Genomic DNA, 17,645 nt, shown 5'->3' with positions numbered 1-17,645 from the left:
AACACATTGCTGTATCCGGGTTGATTTAATAATATAATTTAGTTGATATGAATGCTTATTTTTTCTTTTTCTCCTGATTTTGTGATGAAATTTCGATCGGATTATCATTGGCATTAAAGAAATCTTTTGCCTGCTTCTCCTGTTTTTTTGCAAACTCTCCAATGGTAAGGTCTGAACCCGGCATTTTCATGCTCATCATTTCTGGGGTTACTTTCTGACGAAACTCAGCCATTGGATCTTGTTTAAAGCTTGCATAAGCTTTTTCAAATTTTTCCTTAGTTGTAGGTGTTATCGTCTGAGGAATTCCATATTTTGCATTTATTTTGTCGGAATAAGACATCTCGTCATAATTAGAGATCTTCTTATTTCCGCTTAGTTTCCAGGAGTAGTTTTTCTCGGAATCTTCAACTTTCACGATCAAGCCCGGAAGACCGTAAAATTTATAAGGTCCATCCTGAAAAGGAATATCTGTACTGAACCAGGCCGTCCATTTTCTTCCTCCGAATTCTGTAGTAGCTTTTTGTGTATTGTATTCGCCTACTTTTTCTTTTTCCGGTAAAATATTCCAGTTGAATTTAATGTCATCATCATATCCAAATAGATTCATACTTACCCTGTCAATATACTGCTCTTTCATTTCCGGATAAGTTTTAACAATTTTATATGAAAACTTAGGCATTTTAATAAGCTTTGTTACATCTTTCCAGCTTTTTGTCTTTTCCATTTCTTCCACAGCCACTTTAATAATGGAGTCCTGAGCGGGAATTGTGTAATCCTGATAGATTGATTTTTTACTTGTAATGTCCAGTATAGCCACTACTTTATCCATCTTGGCAGAATCTTTTTTTGGTTTAAAAGTAAGTTCGTAAAAGAACCTGTTTGCTGTTTCTTTGGACTCTTTGGAATCCTGTGCCGATGCAAAAGCAAAAAGAGCAATAAAGAATACAGAAAATAGCTTTTTCATTGTAATAATGTTTACCTAATTAGTTATCAATTCCTGAAATATGTTACATTTTTTTTCAAAATTTTTGAATGCACAATTATAAATTATTGTAAATCAAAAAATTACATTCTTACCAAAATCGGTCAGAAATAAAATTATGATTTCTTTACCACTTTCTGATCTTCAAAAGCCTTATCTTTAAGTACTTAAAAAACAAAATATTATGGACACTTTAGCACAATTAAAATCCGAACTGGAGGGAGAATTCCAAACCACAAAAAAATTTATCGAACTATTCCCTGAAGGAAAAAACGATTATGCTCCTCATGAAAAAAGCATGAAAATGATGCCTCTTGCCACCCACCTTGTAGAAGTTTTTGAATGGCCGAACACTATTTTGAAAACTTCAGAACTGAATTTTGGTAAAGGCGATTACAAACCGACTGTTCTTTCTACAAAAGATGATCTTATTAAAAAACTGGAAGACGATTATCAGTCGGCAAAAACGGCATTGGACAATAGCACAGAAGCCGATCTTAATCCCAGCTGGACGATTAAAAATGACGGCCACGAACTGGCAAGCTGGAGCAAGTACGGAGCGATTCGCCATGCTTTGAACCAGATCACCCACCACCGAGCCCAGCTTGGTGTTTATTACAGACTCAACAATATTCCTCTGCCGGGAAGCTATGGCCCTTCTGCAGATCATCAAGGGTTTTAGAAAACAAAATATATTTTAAACAGAAAACCAATCTCGCTGAGATTGGTTTTCTGTTCTTTTATTTAAAGTTGAATTTTACGGTAAACATGACCTGGCTTGGGCGGAGCTGAACTCTCGTGTACGCAACACTATTGGTTGCCTGATTTATGTTATATGTTTCAAACACTTTTCTGTTGGCAATGTTCATCCATTTTAGCTCAAAGTCGACTTTCTTTTTTGCCCAAGTGAACTGATAAGAAAGATCATAGAAAGCATTATTGTATTTATTCTGCCCATCGCTTGTATTTACCTGATCCCAGTTGAATCCTATTGTATGGTTTTCGATCGGGTAGAAAAATGCTCCTAAATTGTGATTAAATCCTTTATTGATCCCCAATCTTCCTCCTTTGTCATTCAATCCTATATTATCCTGCTTGTTTCTGGAAAAATTAAGGTTATAATCTAGACTCATCCAGCTGAAATAGGTATTATTTAATTTAAACCCATAGGATTGGGTATTATTTTTACTTAAATACTGAATATTATCAAGGAATGCATCTGATTTAGACACCGTATTGCTATAGCTCACAGAGGCATTTGTTTTAAATTTCGGAAAATATTTACCTACTTCTATGCTCAGCCTGTTGCTCTTTGCATGATTTTCCTGCTCTCGGTATTGAATCAATGTAAATCCTGTATTGATGTCAAGTATCGGAGACGCTAAGAGATTTTTCTTACTGTCGCTTAAAGAGTAATTTACGTTGAAAAATAAATTATTCAGAGGGTTTCTATATTCGATTCTTGAACCTGCACTTTTTGAATTGGTTTGCGGAATCGGGTTATTAGGATCCATTACACTGAATCCTCCCGGACTTTGCAGCATATAACCGGCATATGCGGACTGAACATCTCCAAAGTTATTGCTGATATTCCCGTTCAAACTTGCTTTCCAGAAAGAGGCAAAGGAATACTGAACAAATAGGTTGGGAGTAAATGTCGTTTTATTAAGTGATTTATGTACATTCCTCAATTCATCTTCAGCTTTGATGCTGTTAAAATTTACCGGTGCATTGGCAAAAATGCTCCATGCTTCCGATTTATAATTTATTCCTAATGATGCATTAGGATTGAATTCTGTAAATCTCAGATCATTTTGATAGGCCGGGCCTTCAAAACTCGGAGCCACATCATTCTCAATAGCCGGATTTGGTATTGCTGTTCCATTAAAACGAGTATCAAGGTTTTTTGAAGAGAAATCAAATCCTACCTGAGGGGTAAAGGTCCATCCTTTCTTAGAAAAACTGATGTTTGCAGAATGAGATGTCTCCAAAGTCTTTAGTCTGAAATTCTGTATTACAGATGTTCCCGGAGCAAAATTAATTGCCGTAGCTGAATCTGCTACAGGATTTTTGTATAAGATCTGTAGATAATTGGCGGGAGAAACCTCGAGCGACTGCTTATCATCCTGATAACTGATATATGATTTAAAATTAACCATTTTTTCTTTCCATGGAATGATGGTACTCAATGAGTTCTGGAAGGAAGATGTTGGCGATTCCACAGCCTCATTTCCAATTCTTCCCACTCTTGTGGCCACTGCTCTGTCTGCATTCCAGAACTGGCTGAAACTGGTTGTATTTTTAAAGAAACCTTTCTTTGCATTTTTTGTAAAGATCAGTTCTCCTTTTACTTTATCTGTATAGAAGTTATTTCTGGTACTTGTTGTTATTGTTGATCCCGGCTTATCATTTCTCGGGCTGTATATCGTCTCTACAATATCTTCCCTTTCTACAGTATTATTTGTATAGTTTGCATTGGCTTTAAGTTCCCATTCTTTCTTTGTATCAATATTGGTAAGATAATTGGCAGAAAGATAGTGTACGCTGTTCATCAGGTATCTTTTTACAGGAAGATTGGGAGTGCTGGCATTTTCCACATTCAGCCAGTCGTTCTGGGCTGCATTGATTCTTTTGCCTTCCCATCCGCTTCCGAATGCCAGGATATTGCCCTCGTTTTCCACCTGCTCGCCCATATTGTTGGTTTTATAGTTGACTACCCACTGGCTTTTCTGCCCGAAAAACATAGGCGTCAGCTTGACGTTCCATAACCATGGATCTCCAAAACCGGTTCCCACTTCTCCTCTTCCGGTCATGGTAACGGAATTTTTTAATTTGATATTGATAGCGGCCTGATCGGAAGGTACTTTATCCTGAAGGATCTTTACCGGCTGGTGATTTTCAAGGACTTCCACTTTCTGTACGGCATCTTTAGGAAGAGAATTGTTGATGGTTCCGTATCCTCCTTCCATGAGATCTTTCCCATTGACATAAAATTTATTGATGGCATTTCCCTGGTAAAGAATACTTCCGTCTTTGTTCACTTCAATTCCCGGAATTTTTCTCATTACATCGGCAAGCGTTCTGTCACTTTTACTGTCAAAAGCTTTAAGATCATACGCAATGGTATCTCCTCTGGCAGTGATCATCTTGGTTTTTAGCTGTACTTCTTTTATTTCTGTTGCTTCAGACTGCATTTTGAATGTCAGGGTCTGGTCGCTGTTGCTGATCTGTTTGGTCAGGGGTTTTTGATTGAATGCTTTTACTTTCAGATCTACATTGGGCTCTGAAGAAGTGAAAGTCACCTTATATTCCCCTTTGGAATTGGTGATCCCGTAGGCCAGAATAGCATCTTTACCCGGTTCTTCTATGGTAACGCTGGCGCTGGGAATAGCGGATCCGTCTTCATCGGTAATTTTCCCTGACACTGTTTTCTGTGCAAAAGTGAGCACGGTGAAAAAAAGCATCAGAAGTAAAGAAATCTTTCCTTTCATAATTTATTATTTGCCTAATTAGTTTGTAGCTTGTGTTTTTTGTTACACTTTATAAAGATGGGTTTTGGAGATAAAGGTTAAATTTGTATCACTACAAATGTAGTTATATTTTTTATTTACTTACATTCTGACGGCTATTTTTATAAAAATAATATGCAAATTCTACTTTAATAATTTGTTTGGTATGCAAAATCCTTAAATTTATCCTGCAAAAAATAAATTCTGAATATTTATTTTCTATTTACTATATTTCTATCATTAAAGAAAAATGATTGATTATAAAGGGAAAAGTTCAGATAATTTCAGACCTCATTTATTTTTTAATTTTTTAATTTAGTCTAAATAGTTAAAAATGATTTGAATCATAGATTAAAAAAAACTTAAACACTGATTCATATATATTTATTTAATAATTTTGTAACATAAAATTTATAGAATGGGAATTATTTTAAAGCCTATAGATGTTGTAGATGATATTTCTAAAGAAGATTTCTACGAAAAATATCTTAAGGCGAGAAGGCCCGTTGTCATTAAGAACATGGCAAAAAAATGGCCTGCTTATCAGAAATGGACAATGGAATATATGAAGGAGACGGTAGGAGATGTTACGGTTCCTTTATATGATAGTTCAAAAGCTGATCCCGCGGCTCCAATCAATACTCCAACGGCTGAAATGAAGTTCGGGGATTATATTGATCTAATCCAGAGAGAGCCGACCGATCTTAGAATTTTCTTCTTCGATCCGATAAAGCATGCTAAAAATTTATTACAGGATTATATTTCTCCCAAAGATCTTATGGGAGGTTTTCTGGACAAATATCCATCTATGTTCTTCGGAGGTAAAGGGTCTGTAACATTCCTTCACTATGACATCGACATGGCGCATATTTTTCATACCCACTTCAACGGAAGAAAGCATGTTCTGCTTTTCGATTATAAGTGGAAAGAGAGATTATATCAGCTTCCTTATGCTACGTATGCCCTGGAAGATTATGACATAGAAAACCCGGATTTTACCAAATTTCCTGCTCTTGACGGTGTAGAAGGAATCGAATGCTTCCTTGAGCATGGAGATACCCTTTTTATGCCTACCGGATGGTGGCACTGGATGAAATATCTGGATGGCAGTTTTTCCATTTCTTTAAGGGCTTGGGACAAATCCTGGGCAGTAAAAGCACATTCTCTATGGAATCTCACTGTACAGCGCAAATTTGATGACATCATGAAGGCCAATTTCAAAAAGAAATACATGGACTGGAAAGAAAAAGTAGCCGTTAAAAGAGCAGAGCTAGCTTTAAAAAGAGGCTTACCAAAATAAAACAAAAAGACGTTTCAAATTGAAGCGTCTTTTTTATTGTTGCGAACCTACAAGAAGCTCTTCCATATTCCTTGTTACTTCATTGCATGCAAAACAGGCTTCCTTACCATCCTGTGAAAACCATCTGCATTGCGACCTGATCGGGCAAAAGAATAATTCAGTTTCTTTATGGGTGTCTAAATTCTGAACTTTTTGGGACAGGGAGCATTTGGATTCTTCTGCATTCCATTGTGCACAGCCTTTCTCAACACATTTTCCTGTAAACCGGAATCTCTGCTCAAGACTGTTTTTGTCTTTATTTCGCTCAAGAAAGTCTTCTGTAACGGTAAGAGGTGTAATGAACCGTACTTTACCATCTTTGCTGACCACTCCAAAAAGCTGTGCCCCAATTTTCCCTAAGTAACTGGGACACATCTTCTTTGAAGTATTGGAATTAGCCTCCATACATTTTAATTTGAGACTGAATGTCTTTGATCTGGCTCTGGATATCAATACCCGGTTTGAAAATAATGATTCCCCACGGGAACCAGTCTTTGATCTTCAAGGGTCTTACCAAACCTTTGAAATCCCTGTGAGCCCCAAAGGCTTGTGAATTATCAATTTTTGAAAGTTCAGAAAGAACTACACTCTGAATTCCTCTGTCAATGCTTTTTAACTGCTCGTCCGAAAGGTCTACCCCTTCCAATGAAACGAAAAAATGCTTTTTAGTTGCCATAACTATAGTTTTTATTGGTTTTATAAAGCAAATTTCGTCTGAATATAAGGAAAGACTGACAGGAAAAACACCCTAATTGCATAGGTGCAAAACCTGAAAATTATAAACTGATTATCAATATTTTAAATCTAATTTTAATTTCTTATAAGATTCTATAAACCGGATATTGTCTGAATGTTTTTTCTTCGAAATACGGGGAATTTCTGTAGATCCAGTCGAGTTGGGCATTTCCGTCATCTGCAAACTTTTTATCTGTTGCTTTTTTTGCTTCAAACGCTTCTTTCAGCTTTTTATCGGTTTTTAACAGTTCTGAAGCCGTGTCTTCAAAAATATATGGGGAGTAATATTCTTTCTGCGCTAAAATTCCATCAAAGAAATTCCAGTTAAAAAATGAGTCTAATGCCTCAGGCTCAAGTGTTTCTATGATATATTTAACACCAGGCTGATCTGTAGAAATTAAATAATCTCCGGCAGAAAAAGTGAGGCTTCTTTTTGCTGTTTCTACCGTTGTATCATAATGAAGATAATGTCCTTCATATGGGTTTTTCACTGTTTTAAAATCATTAATTTTATAAGATTCAACGTTTGCAATGCTGTCTTTCTGAAGCCTTGTCATTTGAATCCTGTTTCTCTTCAGCTCTTCAATTACCCGATACTGGGACTGCGGAACCATATAATATTTCGGAATGGTGATATATCCTACAGGAACAGCTGTGGTAAAGAGTTTTATCTTTTTTGTAAAGGGTTTGTTTCTGTCGTAATACAGCCTTGGTTTCCCTGAAATATCACTGGCTTTATATTTTCCTTCGTATCCTTTGAAATCCATGGTAGAGAATTTTGCAGAGTCTATTTTCCAGCGGATTCCATACTGCATTCCGGCTTTGTACTGTTTTAAATTGTCAAGTCGCAGCTGCTTTATTTTTTGATAATCCTTTTCTATATTCTGAAGGTTCACCAACATATATTTATAGGTTGCATCCACTCTTTTATCATAAGGTTTCAGCATATGCGTTTCAGGAACGGTTCCCAGGGAATTAAATAATGTGGTATATCCTGTGGAATACCTCGGAGAATCTTCAAAAGCGGCAAATCCTTCATCCGGTACATCCCCGTGAATATTGACGTAAGGGGTACTTTCGTAGCCCTGCTTTTTCATATCCTCCAGATTTTTAGCCTGGTAATCATTGTAAAAATAATTTCCAAGGGTATTTCCAAGGCGTTCTTTAAAGGTGGAAATATAGGTAAAAGTATACTGATAATCAGCTCCGTTACTTACATGATTGTCTATAAAAACATCCGGCTGCAGCCACTGATAAATTTCCTGAAAGCTTCTGGCGTTCCTGGAATCTGCTTTAATAAAATCCCTGTTCAGATCATAATTTCTTGCATTTCCCCTAAAGCCATACTGTTCCGGTCCGTTCTGATTGGCTCTTGAATAAGAACCTCTGTTCAGCATTCCACTGACATTGTAAGCGGAAATTGCCGCTACGATAAAATTTTTGGGTGTTTTTACTTTTCCGGTTGCCAGATCACGGATCAGCATCATTGTAGCATCTATTCCGTCCGGTTCGCCCGGATGGATCCCATTGTTGACGAAGAGAACCGCTTTATCTTTTCTTAGTTTTTCAATATTTTTTTCCGGAAAGGGGTTGTAAATGACCACATAGATTGGTTTTCCGTTGTCGTCTTCCCCTTTTTTAAGGTATTGAACCGTATTAAAGTTTTTGGAAAGTCCCTGGTAATAGGCATTCATTTCGTCATAGGTTACCGTTTGGTTTCTGTTTCCTTTTTCAAAAGGGGTTTGAAATGAATTTTGGGCGAATAGCCAGGATGAGCTCAGGAAGATCAGGAGGTATTTCAGTTTCATTGAAGCAAATTTTGATCTTCAAAATTACTTAATGATTTTGTTTAAACTTTTATTTTTAACGATAAAAAAAGTACAATTTTTTGAAATAAACTGGGAGGTTTACTGTTTTCTAAGATTATTGTGTTTCTTTCTCTTGCAGATTGCGCAGATTTTTTTTAATAAAATGATCTTTGGTTTTTTAAAGAACTTATGTGCCTGTGATGTCCGTATTCCTGCCCTTTTCGTCAGGGTATAAGGATGGAAGCGGATCGCTCTGCCAGAATTCCCTGGTATCAATATCCATTATGGAGAGAGAACCTGTGAAAGCAGCTCCGGTATCCATATTCCAGATATTCGCTTTGTTCACCGGATAACTAATTCCAATATCCAATGTCGGCGTGTGTCCTATAAATATTTCGTTATACAGAAGCAATCTTTTGGGATAAAGCTTCGAATCTTTCTTCAGCTTTTTATCCATGGCAACGGCCGTTTCCCACAGGGTTCTGTCCCATCGGTAATTGCTTGAATAAACCTCATTTTCAGGACCATGCATAGATGAGTAACCTGCATGAATAAATAACCTTTTTTTCTGATCTATATGATAGTTTTTCATCCTCTGAAAGAATTCAAGGTGGAGCTGCAGGTCTTCCAATGAATAGTCATTATAACTTTCTACAGTACTTTTACCTCCGTTAAAAAGCCATTTATCAGGCTGGTTTCCGGATGACAGCCAGTCTTCGCACCAGGCATCGTGATTTCCTTTAATAAAAATACACGGCTGTTTTTCTGACAGCTCAATGAGAAAGCTGATGACCTCAGCAGATTGGCTCCAGCCATCCACATAGTCTCCCAGAAAAATAAGATGATCATTATCTGTAACCTCCGCTCTTTCAAAAACCTGTTTCAATGCCTTGAAGCCTCCGTGAATATCCCCTACGACTAATGTTCTGCCCATCTTACTTTGAAATATATTTGGCATCCACAAAATCTGTCAGCCAAACTCCGTTTGCTGAAAGGTAGAAAGGTATTCCATTATCGAACATTTCCTTTGTCCTGATCGTCAGAATAACAGGTTTTCCATGACGCATTCCTACTTTGGTGGCTGTTTCCTTATCTGCGCTCAGGTGAACATGCTGACGGTTTCTTTTTTCAATTCCTTTTTCAAAAATGGAAGAAATATTGGAATCCGCAGTTCCATGATACAGGAAGTCGGGCGGCTGTATTGCTTTTAAAGCCAGATCTATATCGATGGAATGTCCCTGGCTGGCTCTGATCATGGTTTTGTCTTCATTAAAGGCAAAACGTTTTTTATTATTGGTTTCCACTACTTCTTCAAGGTCTTCAAAACTGAAGTGCATTCTGCCCTTTGCAGCTTTTGTAATCAGTTCACTGACGTCTGCCCATCCGTTTTCATCAAGTTTCAGCTGAATGGTTTCAGGCTGATGCCTCAGAATAAGGCTTAAAAATTTGCTTATTCTTTTGTTTTCTATTTCATTCATTGTCTATGTTTTTATTTCATTAATTTCTTGTGAAGCTTTTCGCATAAAGCTTCAATATCATTTTTCCTCACCAGCTCATTTACCCATTCTTCCGGAATATTTTCAAACCCATAATAAATTCCTGCAAGTCCTCCAGTTATGGCTCCGGTTGTATCTGTATCTTCTCCTAAATTTACAGCTTTTAAAACAGCTTCAGCATAGGCTTCTGAGTTGAGAAAGCACCACAATGAGGCTTCCAGACTGTGAAGAACATAGCCGGAAGAACTGATTTCTTCTTCCTGCAAAGTATGTATTGGAGCCAAATCATATTCTCCTATCTTTAATTCTAAAATCCTGTGGAATTTATCCATTTCATTTTGTGAACAAACAGGATGATAATCTAAAAAGTTTCGAACTTTAATCTGCATAGCTCTGTATGCTTCCCATTTATCTTTTCCTTTCAGAATTTCTAAAGCCAATTCTAAATAAATAAAACAAGCTATGACAGAGCGAATATGACTATGGGTGATGGATGAAACATCTTTTGTAATATCAAACCGCTTTTCAATAGGAAAGTCTTTGATATAAAATAAAAGGGGTAATATCCTCATTAAAGAGCCATTGCCATTATCAAACTCAGAATTTCCGCCGCATAAAGTAGGAGGCGTACCTTTGCTTATTCTGGAAATGGCTTGTGAGGTTGCAATTCCGATATCAAAAACTCTTCCATGCGGAGTCCATATTTCCGCATTATACCATTGAAGGAATTTTAAAGCCATATCTTCCGGGTCATATCCATTGCAGAGACTATCAGTAAGGCATAATGTTAACGAACCGTCATCACTCCATGTCCCTGCCGGCTGATGATGGGTTCCCAATGCCCGCATTTCAGTAACTGGTGAACGTTTAAGCTGATCTCTGCTCTTGAATTCTACAGGAACACCCAGCGCATCTCCGACACACACTCCAAAAATTCCTGCTTTTACCACATTTTCCATTATGCAAGATCTATTAATTTATCAAACAGCAGCTGCATTCCCCGGGTTGCTGATTCTTTCATAACAACAGCTCTTTTCCCATAGCCAAATCCTGTTTCGTTGGGATTGATCACCACTAAGAGACAGTCATCTTTGATTTCATGGATCAATCCGGCTGCCGGATAGACCTGAAGAGAGGTTCCGATAACCACCAGAATATCTGCATCCTTTACCTTTTCCTGTGCTTCCTTATATAATGGAACATCTTCTCCGAACCATACGATGAAAGGTCTCAGTTGAGCACCGTCTTCTGCCTTATCTCCGTTCCGGATATCGTCTTTCTGCTCATAGATCAGATTTTTATTATTGCATGAGCAGGATTTGAACAATTCACCGTGAATGTGGAGAATATTGGTAGATCCGGCTCTTTCATGAAGATCATCTATATTTTGGGTGATGATCTGAACCTCAAAATATTTTTCCAGTTCGGCTAATAATTTGTGGGCCTCATTGGGCTGTACTTCATGAAGCTGCCTTCTTCTCTGGTTATAGAACTCAAGCACCAGTTCCCTGTCCTTTCTCCATCCTTCCGGACTGGCTACGTCTGTTATATTATGGTTTTCCCAGAGACCATCGCCGTCTCTGAAGGTTTTTATTCCGCTTTCGGCACTGATTCCGGCACCGCTTAATATGGTTAGTTTTTTCATTGGTTTTTTAATTTTCACCCCAAATTTTTTCTATTAAAATCATCACGCCAGCTACCACTATAAAAACAATAGCTATTGGCAATGCAATGATGTGTAATGGAATATTTTTAAGGTGTTGCGTTATCGTTATTCCGTATTCTCTTTCCGCCAATCGGTTAATAAAGGTTACAAAATCTTCTCCTTCCCCTTTTGTTATTCTTTTTTGGAAGGCATTCCAATTCTCGTTTATACAGATTTCTGAAAGAATATAAAGTGTTGGTTTCCCCTTATTTTCAGACAGATTAAAAAAATAATAGGCTTCAAAATTTTTCTTTATGCATAAGATTTCTTCATTTTGAAATACATTGAGAAGATTTAATTCCAACCTTAATTCTTTTTGAATTTTCTGCAATTCGTTACTATTTGTTTCTACATTGAAAAGATTTGAATTCTTCCCTGCATTCAGAAGGTAATCAATATAAGCTTTTGGAAACCGTAGCCCCATCTTTTCTTTCAGAGCATCAATTTCTTCAAATGTTAATCCAACATTCTGATTTTTAGGATCATCTACAAATCTGAAATTAAACTTCTCCATTATTCTAAAATCATTTTATATATCATTTCATTTTCGTCATCAAAGCATACAAAAATAACGGTCTTAATGATTTCTGACTGATAATTCTTTACCGTTTCCACTGCAATTTTCCCAGCCAGTTCTTTTGGAAATCTATAGACTCCCGTACTGATATTGGGAAAAGCAATCGTTTCAACATTAAGACTTTCTGCCAGCTGTAAGGAGTTTTTGTAGCAGTCTTCCAAAAGCTTGGAGCTTTTACTTTCTTCTCCATTCCAAACGGGACCTACAGTATGAATTACGTATTTTGCAGGAAGATTTCCAGCGGATGTTACTACAGCTTCTCCGGTATTACATTTGCCCTGACGGTTTCTTATCTGGATACATTCTTCAAGAATCTGCTTTCCTCCTGCCCGATGAATTGCTCCGTCTACTCCGCCACCACCAAGAAGCGATGAATTAGCTGCATTAACTATAACATCTGCATGGATTTTTGTAATGTCGCCTTTTATTAATTCAATGTTCATGATGTTAATTATAATCTAATCTCAGCTTTTTATTCAAATTTTCATCATCAAATAACAACGGCCTCTCTAAAGGAGTTAGCAAATTATCTAAATCATCATTTAATACAAATTGATACTGATCTTTTACAAAATCTGATATATTTTCAATTAAAAGAATATCTTCCCGCGAAAAAGAGCGTATAAATTCATTTCGCAGACCAATTTGTACAGCTCTTCTTTCCAGTTTATTTCCAAACGGATCATGATCAGGATCCCATTGCAAACGGACAGAAGATTCTTTTACCTGATTTTGCCAGTCTTCACGGGAAATTTCCAGTTTATCGGAGTATGTTGAATACACCGCATTTTCCAGATAACTTTTGAATGCACTTATTTTTAAGTGAATTGCTAAAACATGCTCTTGTCCTTCTTTTCTTCCCCACCCATTTCGGTACATCATCCAAAGAAAATTAGGCTTTATCCAAGTCATTCTTTCTAAACTGAATGCTCCTCCGAAATATTGATTTTTGACTGCAAATTCTCCAATGTCTCTTCGATAAGATTGGTATACAATGATTTTGTCATCATCATATTGAGCCATTATATGATATCCTTCCTGAGGCCATAATTTAAGCTGTTCTGTATATTTTTCTAATTCAAGTTTCATAACATTTTCAAATAAATCGAGTAAGTTTCTTATTCAAAATCATAAACATATACCGACACATTATTTGTAAGCAATGTTTTATGAATAATTGGTTCAATTTTCTCCCATTTTCCTCCTGCCAATCCGCTGCCAATCCTAGGCATATGTACTTCAGCATCAAATTGTAAAGCTGCATGAGATAATTTTTCCAGACATTTTTCTACTGCATCATATCTTATCGGCGGAACTTTAACTGAATGTGTAACAGTTTTATGCTGTCCAATCATATTGCAAACCCATATATCCGATTCAACCTCAACAATCTGAATTTCGCCAAGATTAAACCCCTCTTCACTTTTAAACCATTTTCGATATTCTTTTTCAGGTTGCTTCCATTTTTTAGAAATTGCTACAACAAAGCCCTTTCCCCAGCCTCCAATATCATTACAGATGTGAGCAATAATTTTATTTCCTTTTGTTGAAGGATTTGTTGCATCTCCTTTCAGGTAGGTTATCTTTTTCATCTTTCCTGCATCTTTACAATAAGGCTATTAATTTCAGTATTCCCGGATCTTTTAAAATCTTTCCCCACAAACATCCTGATCACCTCTATCTCTCCCACAATCGCATCATTAAAATCATCCAGTTCTTCAGACGGAACCCACAATTCATTATGATTTCTGGCTCCAACATTCTGTGCTGGATACTGATTGGCTGTTTCTTCCTTTACATTAAATTTTGTTACAAAACCAAGATAATTCCCGGCTTCATCCCTTGTGTTCCATTTTTCAGCAATTTCTGAAGCGTAGCTTTCATCCAGAACAGGATAAAAGATAGGCTGCCATTCCAGTCTTGGCGGAAATTTTTTATAACCATTTTCTGCAATCAGGATCATTTCTTTTTCACCTACCGGTCTGTATAATGTTTTTGTATTCATCATTTAATGTATCGGCTCTATCAAATATAAGCCATTATTTGGTTAAAAAATTGGTTTAAAATCTTTTGAATACGGAGAATATGAGCCATAAATTCTATCAAATTCCTGACTTATGTTCTGTGATTTAAACTGTTCATCAATCTGATCCAGGCAAGTTACGACCAGGTTCTTTTTAGTTGCCTTGACATAAGCTCCATCCACAAGAAGAGCATAATTCAGTAAATCATAATCCAGATCACCTAATCTAAGGTCTTTCTGGTAGTCATTAAATACGCAGGTTTCCTCCTGATTATTTTCCAGTTTCAATTCCTTCTCATTGCTCATCCAGCCGCTTCCATGACGGGTGGAATAGATGCGGGTCACATAATACATTGCAATATTCTCTATTTTCAGCAGCCTGCAGATTTCGTATGCATTTTTAGAAGTGGTATTGGCATAGGTCACATTGGGGAATATCCCATGATCCATATCGAGAAGAATCCCTTGGCTTCCTTCAAAAATGAGGTTTTCGAATGTGTTCAGATAGCTATAATCACTTATTTTCCAGTCAATTTCATCCACTGCCTGCACAAAATCATTCAGAGCTTCTTCTATCTGTTCTTTCTCCATAAAGCCATAGTAATAGGCTATTCCCTTCAATTTCTCAATCAGCATTGCTCTTGGTGCTATTAAATCGACAGCAAATAGTTTATAAGGGCTTTCGTGTCTTTTCATGGTAGCACCAATGCCTTTTCCGCAGGTTCCGTGATCCAGATTTTTTGTATCGATCCTGTTTTGCCAGACATCGAATGGAGTAGTGACCTTGACTAAAGGGTGAATATGCAGCTCTACATTTCCGTTTTTTTGTATTAATTCCTCTCTTTCATTTAAAAGAAAAACAGGATGAATGGTGCAATGCTCCGTAAAATAAGACGGTAATCCCCGAAGTGCCCCGCTTCCAAAGCTGGAATGAATATGCTTTTTATCATCAATCATTACGGTATGTGCCGCCTGCTGTCCCCCGGAAAACCTTATGACCACAGATTCCGGGTGTTGCTGTGCCAGAAAATCCGTTGTGATTCCCTTTCCTTCATCACCGAAACCCAGCCCTATTACTATTTGTGCCTTTTTCATGACTTAAAACATTTGAATATGATCAAATCCTGTATTATCTGCTGTTCCTGAAGTTCCATTTTTAAAAGTATCGCAAATAATTCCTTTAATAACGTCAGGAATTTCCCTGTGATCGGCTATTGAGAGACAATTTTGACCCAGCAATTCCTTCCAGCCTCTATCTGCTCTCATCGCCTGTTCTGAATGCAGAACACTGATGTGGTAAACTTCATATTTTTTTCTTGCCTCCGCCAGTAATTCATAATGGGTGTAGGTATGCTGTCCGGATCCCATAATTTCTCTGATCGCTGAAGCGGGAAGTGTTTTTAAGCAAGGCTCGTCACCTACTGTAAATAAAATCCCTTTTTGGTTTCTTTTTTCAAAAGCATCGGTTCGGGTATGAAAAGCGGCAAAATACCACGCCAGAAGATAACTTTCCCCTGCATTTCCACCACCGCCGGATTCAATATACGTTCGGGTAAGCCACATATCCAGCTCTTCGTCACCGGATTCAAACTGACCTACCTGTAAAGGATAGCTGTCACACTCATGATCCCCTATTCCAAGAAATAAGAGGGCCGGATCCGGAACACCGCCCTGGATAATTCCGCCCATTAATTTGGGAAGCCCTTCTTTTATAAGCTCGTGAGGAATATGCCCCATACTGCCCGTTACATCCAGTCCTAAAATAATAGGAACAGAGTCCGGATGTACCTCGGAATCTCTTGATTCCCTGAAAGAAATGCCTTTTGGGTTCATAGATTCATGAGCTCTTCCCAATGCATTCTGAGTGAAAATCTCCCCTGCGGATTTAAAACCGTAACCTGCTTTTCTTGCTCTGTCAAAACGAGCATTCATATCGTATCTTGTACTTCCCATGATTAAAATGTTTTACCGAATAAATATTCAAATCTTTTTACTGCAACTTCCAGCTGAATATTTAAATTTCTGATTGTTAATGATAATTCTATGTCTTTCTGAACAAATGTTTCCGGCTGAAAATCCGCAAAGGTTAAGCTGTTCCTGTCTAACGGGCTGATATCAATAAGCCCTTCCTGTTCCCGTTCCAGCCTTTTTATTTTAAGTTCGATGTCTTCTATCCTGCGCCTGTAAAGCAATTCGGAATCTGCTCCGATGGTACGGGCCCGATCTTCTCTGATCTGGTCATTATTTCTCTGTAATGACTCAATAAATCTTGGTTTTAACTCAGCTTCCATCTTTTAAATTTATTTATTTGTGTTGTTTTTACGCTAAATAAAGCTGACATAATAATGCCTATTCCTGTAAAGGATTTATTTTCTTACAATGCACTCTCGGAAAAACAGAAATTCAAGTTCTTCTTTCCGAAATCTTTCAATGGTATTTTGTAAAGTGTATTTCATGATTGCGTTATTTATACACAAATGTAAAACAATATCATTTTATAAAGCAAATTTATTTTGTGTTATTTTTACGCTATTAAATTAACTTACTGGTTTTCAATAATTTTAATTTATTTACACTAAACAATAATATTACACGAATTAGATAAGGAAGACTATTAAGCTTATCGTTTTAAGTTTATTCTAATTGCAAAAAGTATTGGGATGAGGACTATTTGATCTCGAAATAGAAGCCCTCTTTTTCAAGTTCTTCATATTTTTCCTGGTTGAAGGTAAAGAGTTTACCGGGTCTGCCGCTTCCTTCTTTTTTCACATGCTCCGTCTCATTGAGCAAGCCGTAACTCATGATCTTTTTACGGAAGTTTCTGCGGTCTATTTCTCGGCCGAGAATGGTTCTGTAGAGATTTTCGAGATCTGAAAAAGGGAATTCTTCATTCAGGAGATTAAAGCCGATAGGCTGATACTGAAGCTTGGTACGGAGCCTTTTTAACGCAATATCAATGATTGATTTATGATCAAAAGCAAGTGACGGAAGTTTATTCACACTGAACCATTGGGCGTCTTCTGCATCAGAGTCTGCAAAGAGTTCATGATAGGAAGGGTTCACAAGGCCGAGATAAGCCACAGAAATCACCCTGTTTCTTGGATCACGGCCTACGTTGCCAAAAGTATAGAGTTGTTCCAAAAAATCAGGCTTTATGCCCGCTTCTTCATAGAGCTCTCTTTTCACGGCATCATCCAGGTTTTCATCATCCAGAACAAGCCCGCCGGGAAGTGCCCAGCCTCCTTTGAACGGATCAATTTTTCTTTTAATCAATAGAATCTGAAGGTCCTGTTTATCAAAATACCCAAAAATAACAGCATCAACAGCTACTTTTATATCCTGAATTTTTTTTGGAGATCCCATATTTAGTTTGCGTTATGAATACACAAAGGTACAATTTATAAATGAAACAACTCCTGCAAAAACAAAGAAATAAAAACAAGTGAAATCACTAGCACGAAACAGTGTTTT

The 17,645-nt window shown here is 37.2% G+C and carries 20 protein-coding genes; 2 read left to right on the top strand and 18 right to left on the bottom strand.

Annotation, left to right across the window (positions count from 1 at the left end; translation table 11 throughout):
* Positions 1–55: 55 nt before the first annotated feature.
* On the bottom strand, positions 56–964 hold the full coding sequence (locus BUB03_RS09990; RefSeq protein WP_040992911.1) for a GLPGLI family protein: 909 nt from the start codon (positions 962–964) through the stop codon (positions 56–58).
* A gap of 202 nt (positions 965–1,166) precedes the next feature.
* Between BUB03_RS09990 and BUB03_RS09985 the strand changes: the two genes are divergently transcribed.
* A complete protein-coding gene (locus BUB03_RS09985) occupies positions 1,167–1,664 on the top strand; it encodes a DinB family protein (protein WP_073062512.1) in 498 nt (165 codons plus the stop codon).
* 58 nt (positions 1,665–1,722) lie between these two features.
* On the opposite strand, the gene BUB03_RS09980 is transcribed toward BUB03_RS09985, so the two are convergent.
* Entirely contained in the window at positions 1,723–4,473 is a 2,751-nt protein-coding gene (locus tag BUB03_RS09980) for a carboxypeptidase-like regulatory domain-containing protein (protein WP_073062509.1), read from the bottom strand.
* Between the two features lie 436 nt (positions 4,474–4,909).
* Between BUB03_RS09980 and BUB03_RS09975 the strand changes: the two genes are divergently transcribed.
* Positions 4,910–5,791 carry a cupin-like domain-containing protein gene (locus BUB03_RS09975; RefSeq protein WP_073062506.1) on the top strand — a complete coding sequence of 294 codons (882 nt, stop codon included), beginning with the start codon at positions 4,910–4,912 and terminating at the stop codon, positions 5,789–5,791.
* Between the two features lie 33 nt (positions 5,792–5,824).
* On the opposite strand, the gene BUB03_RS09970 is transcribed toward BUB03_RS09975, so the two are convergent.
* From BUB03_RS09970 to BUB03_RS09895, 16 genes are all read right to left on the bottom strand, one after another.
* Positions 5,825–6,235 carry a hypothetical protein gene (locus BUB03_RS09970; RefSeq protein ID WP_073062503.1) on the bottom strand — a complete coding sequence of 137 codons (411 nt, stop codon included), beginning with the start codon at positions 6,233–6,235 and terminating at the stop codon, positions 5,825–5,827.
* Complete coding sequence (locus BUB03_RS09965; RefSeq protein WP_073062500.1) at positions 6,225–6,506, bottom strand: hypothetical protein; 282 nt, start codon at positions 6,504–6,506, stop codon at positions 6,225–6,227. Before BUB03_RS09965 ends, BUB03_RS09970 begins: the two co-directional genes overlap by 11 nt.
* A 142-nt stretch (positions 6,507–6,648) precedes the next feature.
* Entirely contained in the window at positions 6,649–8,373 is a 1,725-nt protein-coding gene (locus tag BUB03_RS09960; protein WP_073062497.1) for a M14 family metallopeptidase, read from the bottom strand.
* A 187-nt stretch (positions 8,374–8,560) separates the two neighbouring features.
* Positions 8,561–9,307 carry a metallophosphoesterase family protein gene (locus BUB03_RS09955; protein WP_073062495.1) on the bottom strand — a complete coding sequence of 249 codons (747 nt, stop codon included), beginning with the start codon at positions 9,305–9,307 and terminating at the stop codon, positions 8,561–8,563.
* Position 9,308: 1 nt separating this feature from the next.
* The gene (locus tag BUB03_RS09950) at positions 9,309–9,851 is read right to left on the bottom strand and encodes an RNA 2'-phosphotransferase (protein WP_073062493.1); all 543 of its coding nucleotides are present in this window, start codon (positions 9,849–9,851) and stop codon (positions 9,309–9,311) included.
* An 11-nt stretch (positions 9,852–9,862) separates the two neighbouring features.
* Positions 9,863–10,828 (bottom strand): ADP-ribosylglycohydrolase family protein, encoded by a 966-nt coding sequence (locus BUB03_RS09945; protein WP_073062490.1) that lies wholly within the window; start codon positions 10,826–10,828, stop codon positions 9,863–9,865.
* Entirely contained in the window at positions 10,828–11,514 is a 687-nt protein-coding gene (locus BUB03_RS09940) for an SIR2 family NAD-dependent protein deacylase (protein ID WP_073062788.1), read from the bottom strand. Before BUB03_RS09940 ends, BUB03_RS09945 begins: the two co-directional genes overlap by 1 nt.
* A gap of 7 nt (positions 11,515–11,521) precedes the next feature.
* Positions 11,522–12,088, bottom strand: a complete 567-nt coding sequence (locus BUB03_RS09935) for an SMI1/KNR4 family protein (protein ID WP_073062487.1) — start codon at positions 12,086–12,088, stop codon at positions 11,522–11,524.
* Entirely contained in the window at positions 12,088–12,594 is a 507-nt protein-coding gene (locus BUB03_RS09930) for an O-acetyl-ADP-ribose deacetylase (RefSeq protein ID WP_073062484.1), read from the bottom strand. The genes BUB03_RS09935 and BUB03_RS09930 overlap by 1 nt, the downstream gene beginning before the upstream one ends.
* 4 nt (positions 12,595–12,598) lie before the next feature.
* Positions 12,599–13,240: a DUF4291 domain-containing protein gene (locus BUB03_RS09925; protein ID WP_073062482.1), complete on the bottom strand. Its 642-nt coding sequence runs from the start codon at positions 13,238–13,240 to the stop codon at positions 12,599–12,601.
* 29 nt (positions 13,241–13,269) lie between these two features.
* Positions 13,270–13,743, bottom strand: a complete 474-nt coding sequence (locus tag BUB03_RS09920) for a macro domain-containing protein (RefSeq protein WP_073062478.1) — start codon at positions 13,741–13,743, stop codon at positions 13,270–13,272.
* Positions 13,740–14,159, bottom strand: a complete 420-nt coding sequence (locus BUB03_RS09915; RefSeq protein WP_228417824.1) for an ADP-ribosylation/crystallin J1 — start codon at positions 14,157–14,159, stop codon at positions 13,740–13,742. The genes BUB03_RS09920 and BUB03_RS09915 overlap by 4 nt, the downstream gene beginning before the upstream one ends.
* 39 nt (positions 14,160–14,198) lie before the next feature.
* A complete protein-coding gene (locus BUB03_RS09910) occupies positions 14,199–15,269 on the bottom strand; it encodes an adenylosuccinate synthetase (RefSeq protein WP_073062475.1) in 1,071 nt (356 codons plus the stop codon).
* Between the two features lie 3 nt (positions 15,270–15,272).
* Positions 15,273–16,127, bottom strand: a complete 855-nt coding sequence (locus tag BUB03_RS09905) for a hypothetical protein (RefSeq protein WP_073062472.1) — start codon at positions 16,125–16,127, stop codon at positions 15,273–15,275.
* Positions 16,128–16,129: 2 nt separating this feature from the next.
* Positions 16,130–16,465 (bottom strand): hypothetical protein, encoded by a 336-nt coding sequence (locus BUB03_RS09900; RefSeq protein ID WP_073062462.1) that lies wholly within the window; start codon positions 16,463–16,465, stop codon positions 16,130–16,132.
* 376 nt (positions 16,466–16,841) lie between these two features.
* Positions 16,842–17,519 (bottom strand): NUDIX hydrolase, encoded by a 678-nt coding sequence (locus tag BUB03_RS09895; RefSeq protein WP_073062784.1) that lies wholly within the window; start codon positions 17,517–17,519, stop codon positions 16,842–16,844.
* Between the last annotated feature and the right edge of the window lie 126 nt (positions 17,520–17,645).

Origin of the sequence: Chryseobacterium oranimense (assembly GCF_900129755.1) — a bacterium.
GTDB classification, from domain to species: Bacteria; Bacteroidota; Bacteroidia; order Flavobacteriales; family Weeksellaceae; genus Chryseobacterium; species Chryseobacterium oranimense.
This window is presented reverse-complemented; position numbering and strand designations above follow the sequence as displayed.

What these genes read in the sequence shown, in the direction of transcription:
- BUB03_RS09900 (WP_073062462.1), bottom strand. Translation starts at nt 16,465, where the DNA reads ATGGAAGCTGAGTTAAAACCAAGATTTATTGAGTCATTACAGAGAAAT.
- BUB03_RS09960 (WP_073062497.1), bottom strand. Translation starts at nt 8,373, where the DNA reads ATGAAACTGAAATACCTCCTGATCTTCCTGAGCTCATCCTGGCTATTC.
- BUB03_RS09915 (WP_228417824.1), bottom strand. Translation starts at nt 14,159, where the DNA reads ATGATGAATACAAAAACATTATACAGACCGGTAGGTGAAAAAGAAATG.
- BUB03_RS09955 (WP_073062495.1), bottom strand. Translation starts at nt 9,307, where the DNA reads ATGGGCAGAACATTAGTCGTAGGGGATATTCACGGAGGCTTCAAGGCA.
- BUB03_RS09965 (WP_073062500.1), bottom strand. Translation starts at nt 6,506, where the DNA reads ATGGCAACTAAAAAGCATTTTTTCGTTTCATTGGAAGGGGTAGACCTT.
- BUB03_RS09925 (WP_073062482.1), bottom strand. Translation starts at nt 13,240, where the DNA reads ATGAAACTTGAATTAGAAAAATATACAGAACAGCTTAAATTATGGCCT.
- BUB03_RS09975 (WP_073062506.1), top strand. Translation starts at nt 4,910, where the DNA reads ATGGGAATTATTTTAAAGCCTATAGATGTTGTAGATGATATTTCTAAA.
- BUB03_RS09945 (WP_073062490.1), bottom strand. Translation starts at nt 10,828, where the DNA reads ATGGAAAATGTGGTAAAAGCAGGAATTTTTGGAGTGTGTGTCGGAGAT.
- BUB03_RS09985 (WP_073062512.1), top strand. Translation starts at nt 1,167, where the DNA reads ATGGACACTTTAGCACAATTAAAATCCGAACTGGAGGGAGAATTCCAA.
- BUB03_RS09970 (WP_073062503.1), bottom strand. Translation starts at nt 6,235, where the DNA reads ATGGAGGCTAATTCCAATACTTCAAAGAAGATGTGTCCCAGTTACTTA.
- BUB03_RS09940 (WP_073062788.1), bottom strand. Translation starts at nt 11,514, where the DNA reads ATGAAAAAACTAACCATATTAAGCGGTGCCGGAATCAGTGCCGAAAGC.
- BUB03_RS09990 (WP_040992911.1), bottom strand. Translation starts at nt 964, where the DNA reads ATGAAAAAGCTATTTTCTGTATTCTTTATTGCTCTTTTTGCTTTTGCA.
- BUB03_RS09980 (WP_073062509.1), bottom strand. Translation starts at nt 4,473, where the DNA reads ATGAAAGGAAAGATTTCTTTACTTCTGATGCTTTTTTTCACCGTGCTC.
- BUB03_RS09905 (WP_073062472.1), bottom strand. Translation starts at nt 16,127, where the DNA reads ATGGGAAGTACAAGATACGATATGAATGCTCGTTTTGACAGAGCAAGA.
- BUB03_RS09950 (WP_073062493.1), bottom strand. Translation starts at nt 9,851, where the DNA reads ATGAATGAAATAGAAAACAAAAGAATAAGCAAATTTTTAAGCCTTATT.
- BUB03_RS09910 (WP_073062475.1), bottom strand. Translation starts at nt 15,269, where the DNA reads ATGAAAAAGGCACAAATAGTAATAGGGCTGGGTTTCGGTGATGAAGGA.
- BUB03_RS09935 (WP_073062487.1), bottom strand. Translation starts at nt 12,088, where the DNA reads ATGGAGAAGTTTAATTTCAGATTTGTAGATGATCCTAAAAATCAGAAT.
- BUB03_RS09930 (WP_073062484.1), bottom strand. Translation starts at nt 12,594, where the DNA reads ATGAACATTGAATTAATAAAAGGCGACATTACAAAAATCCATGCAGAT.
- BUB03_RS09920 (WP_073062478.1), bottom strand. Translation starts at nt 13,743, where the DNA reads ATGAAAAAGATAACCTACCTGAAAGGAGATGCAACAAATCCTTCAACA.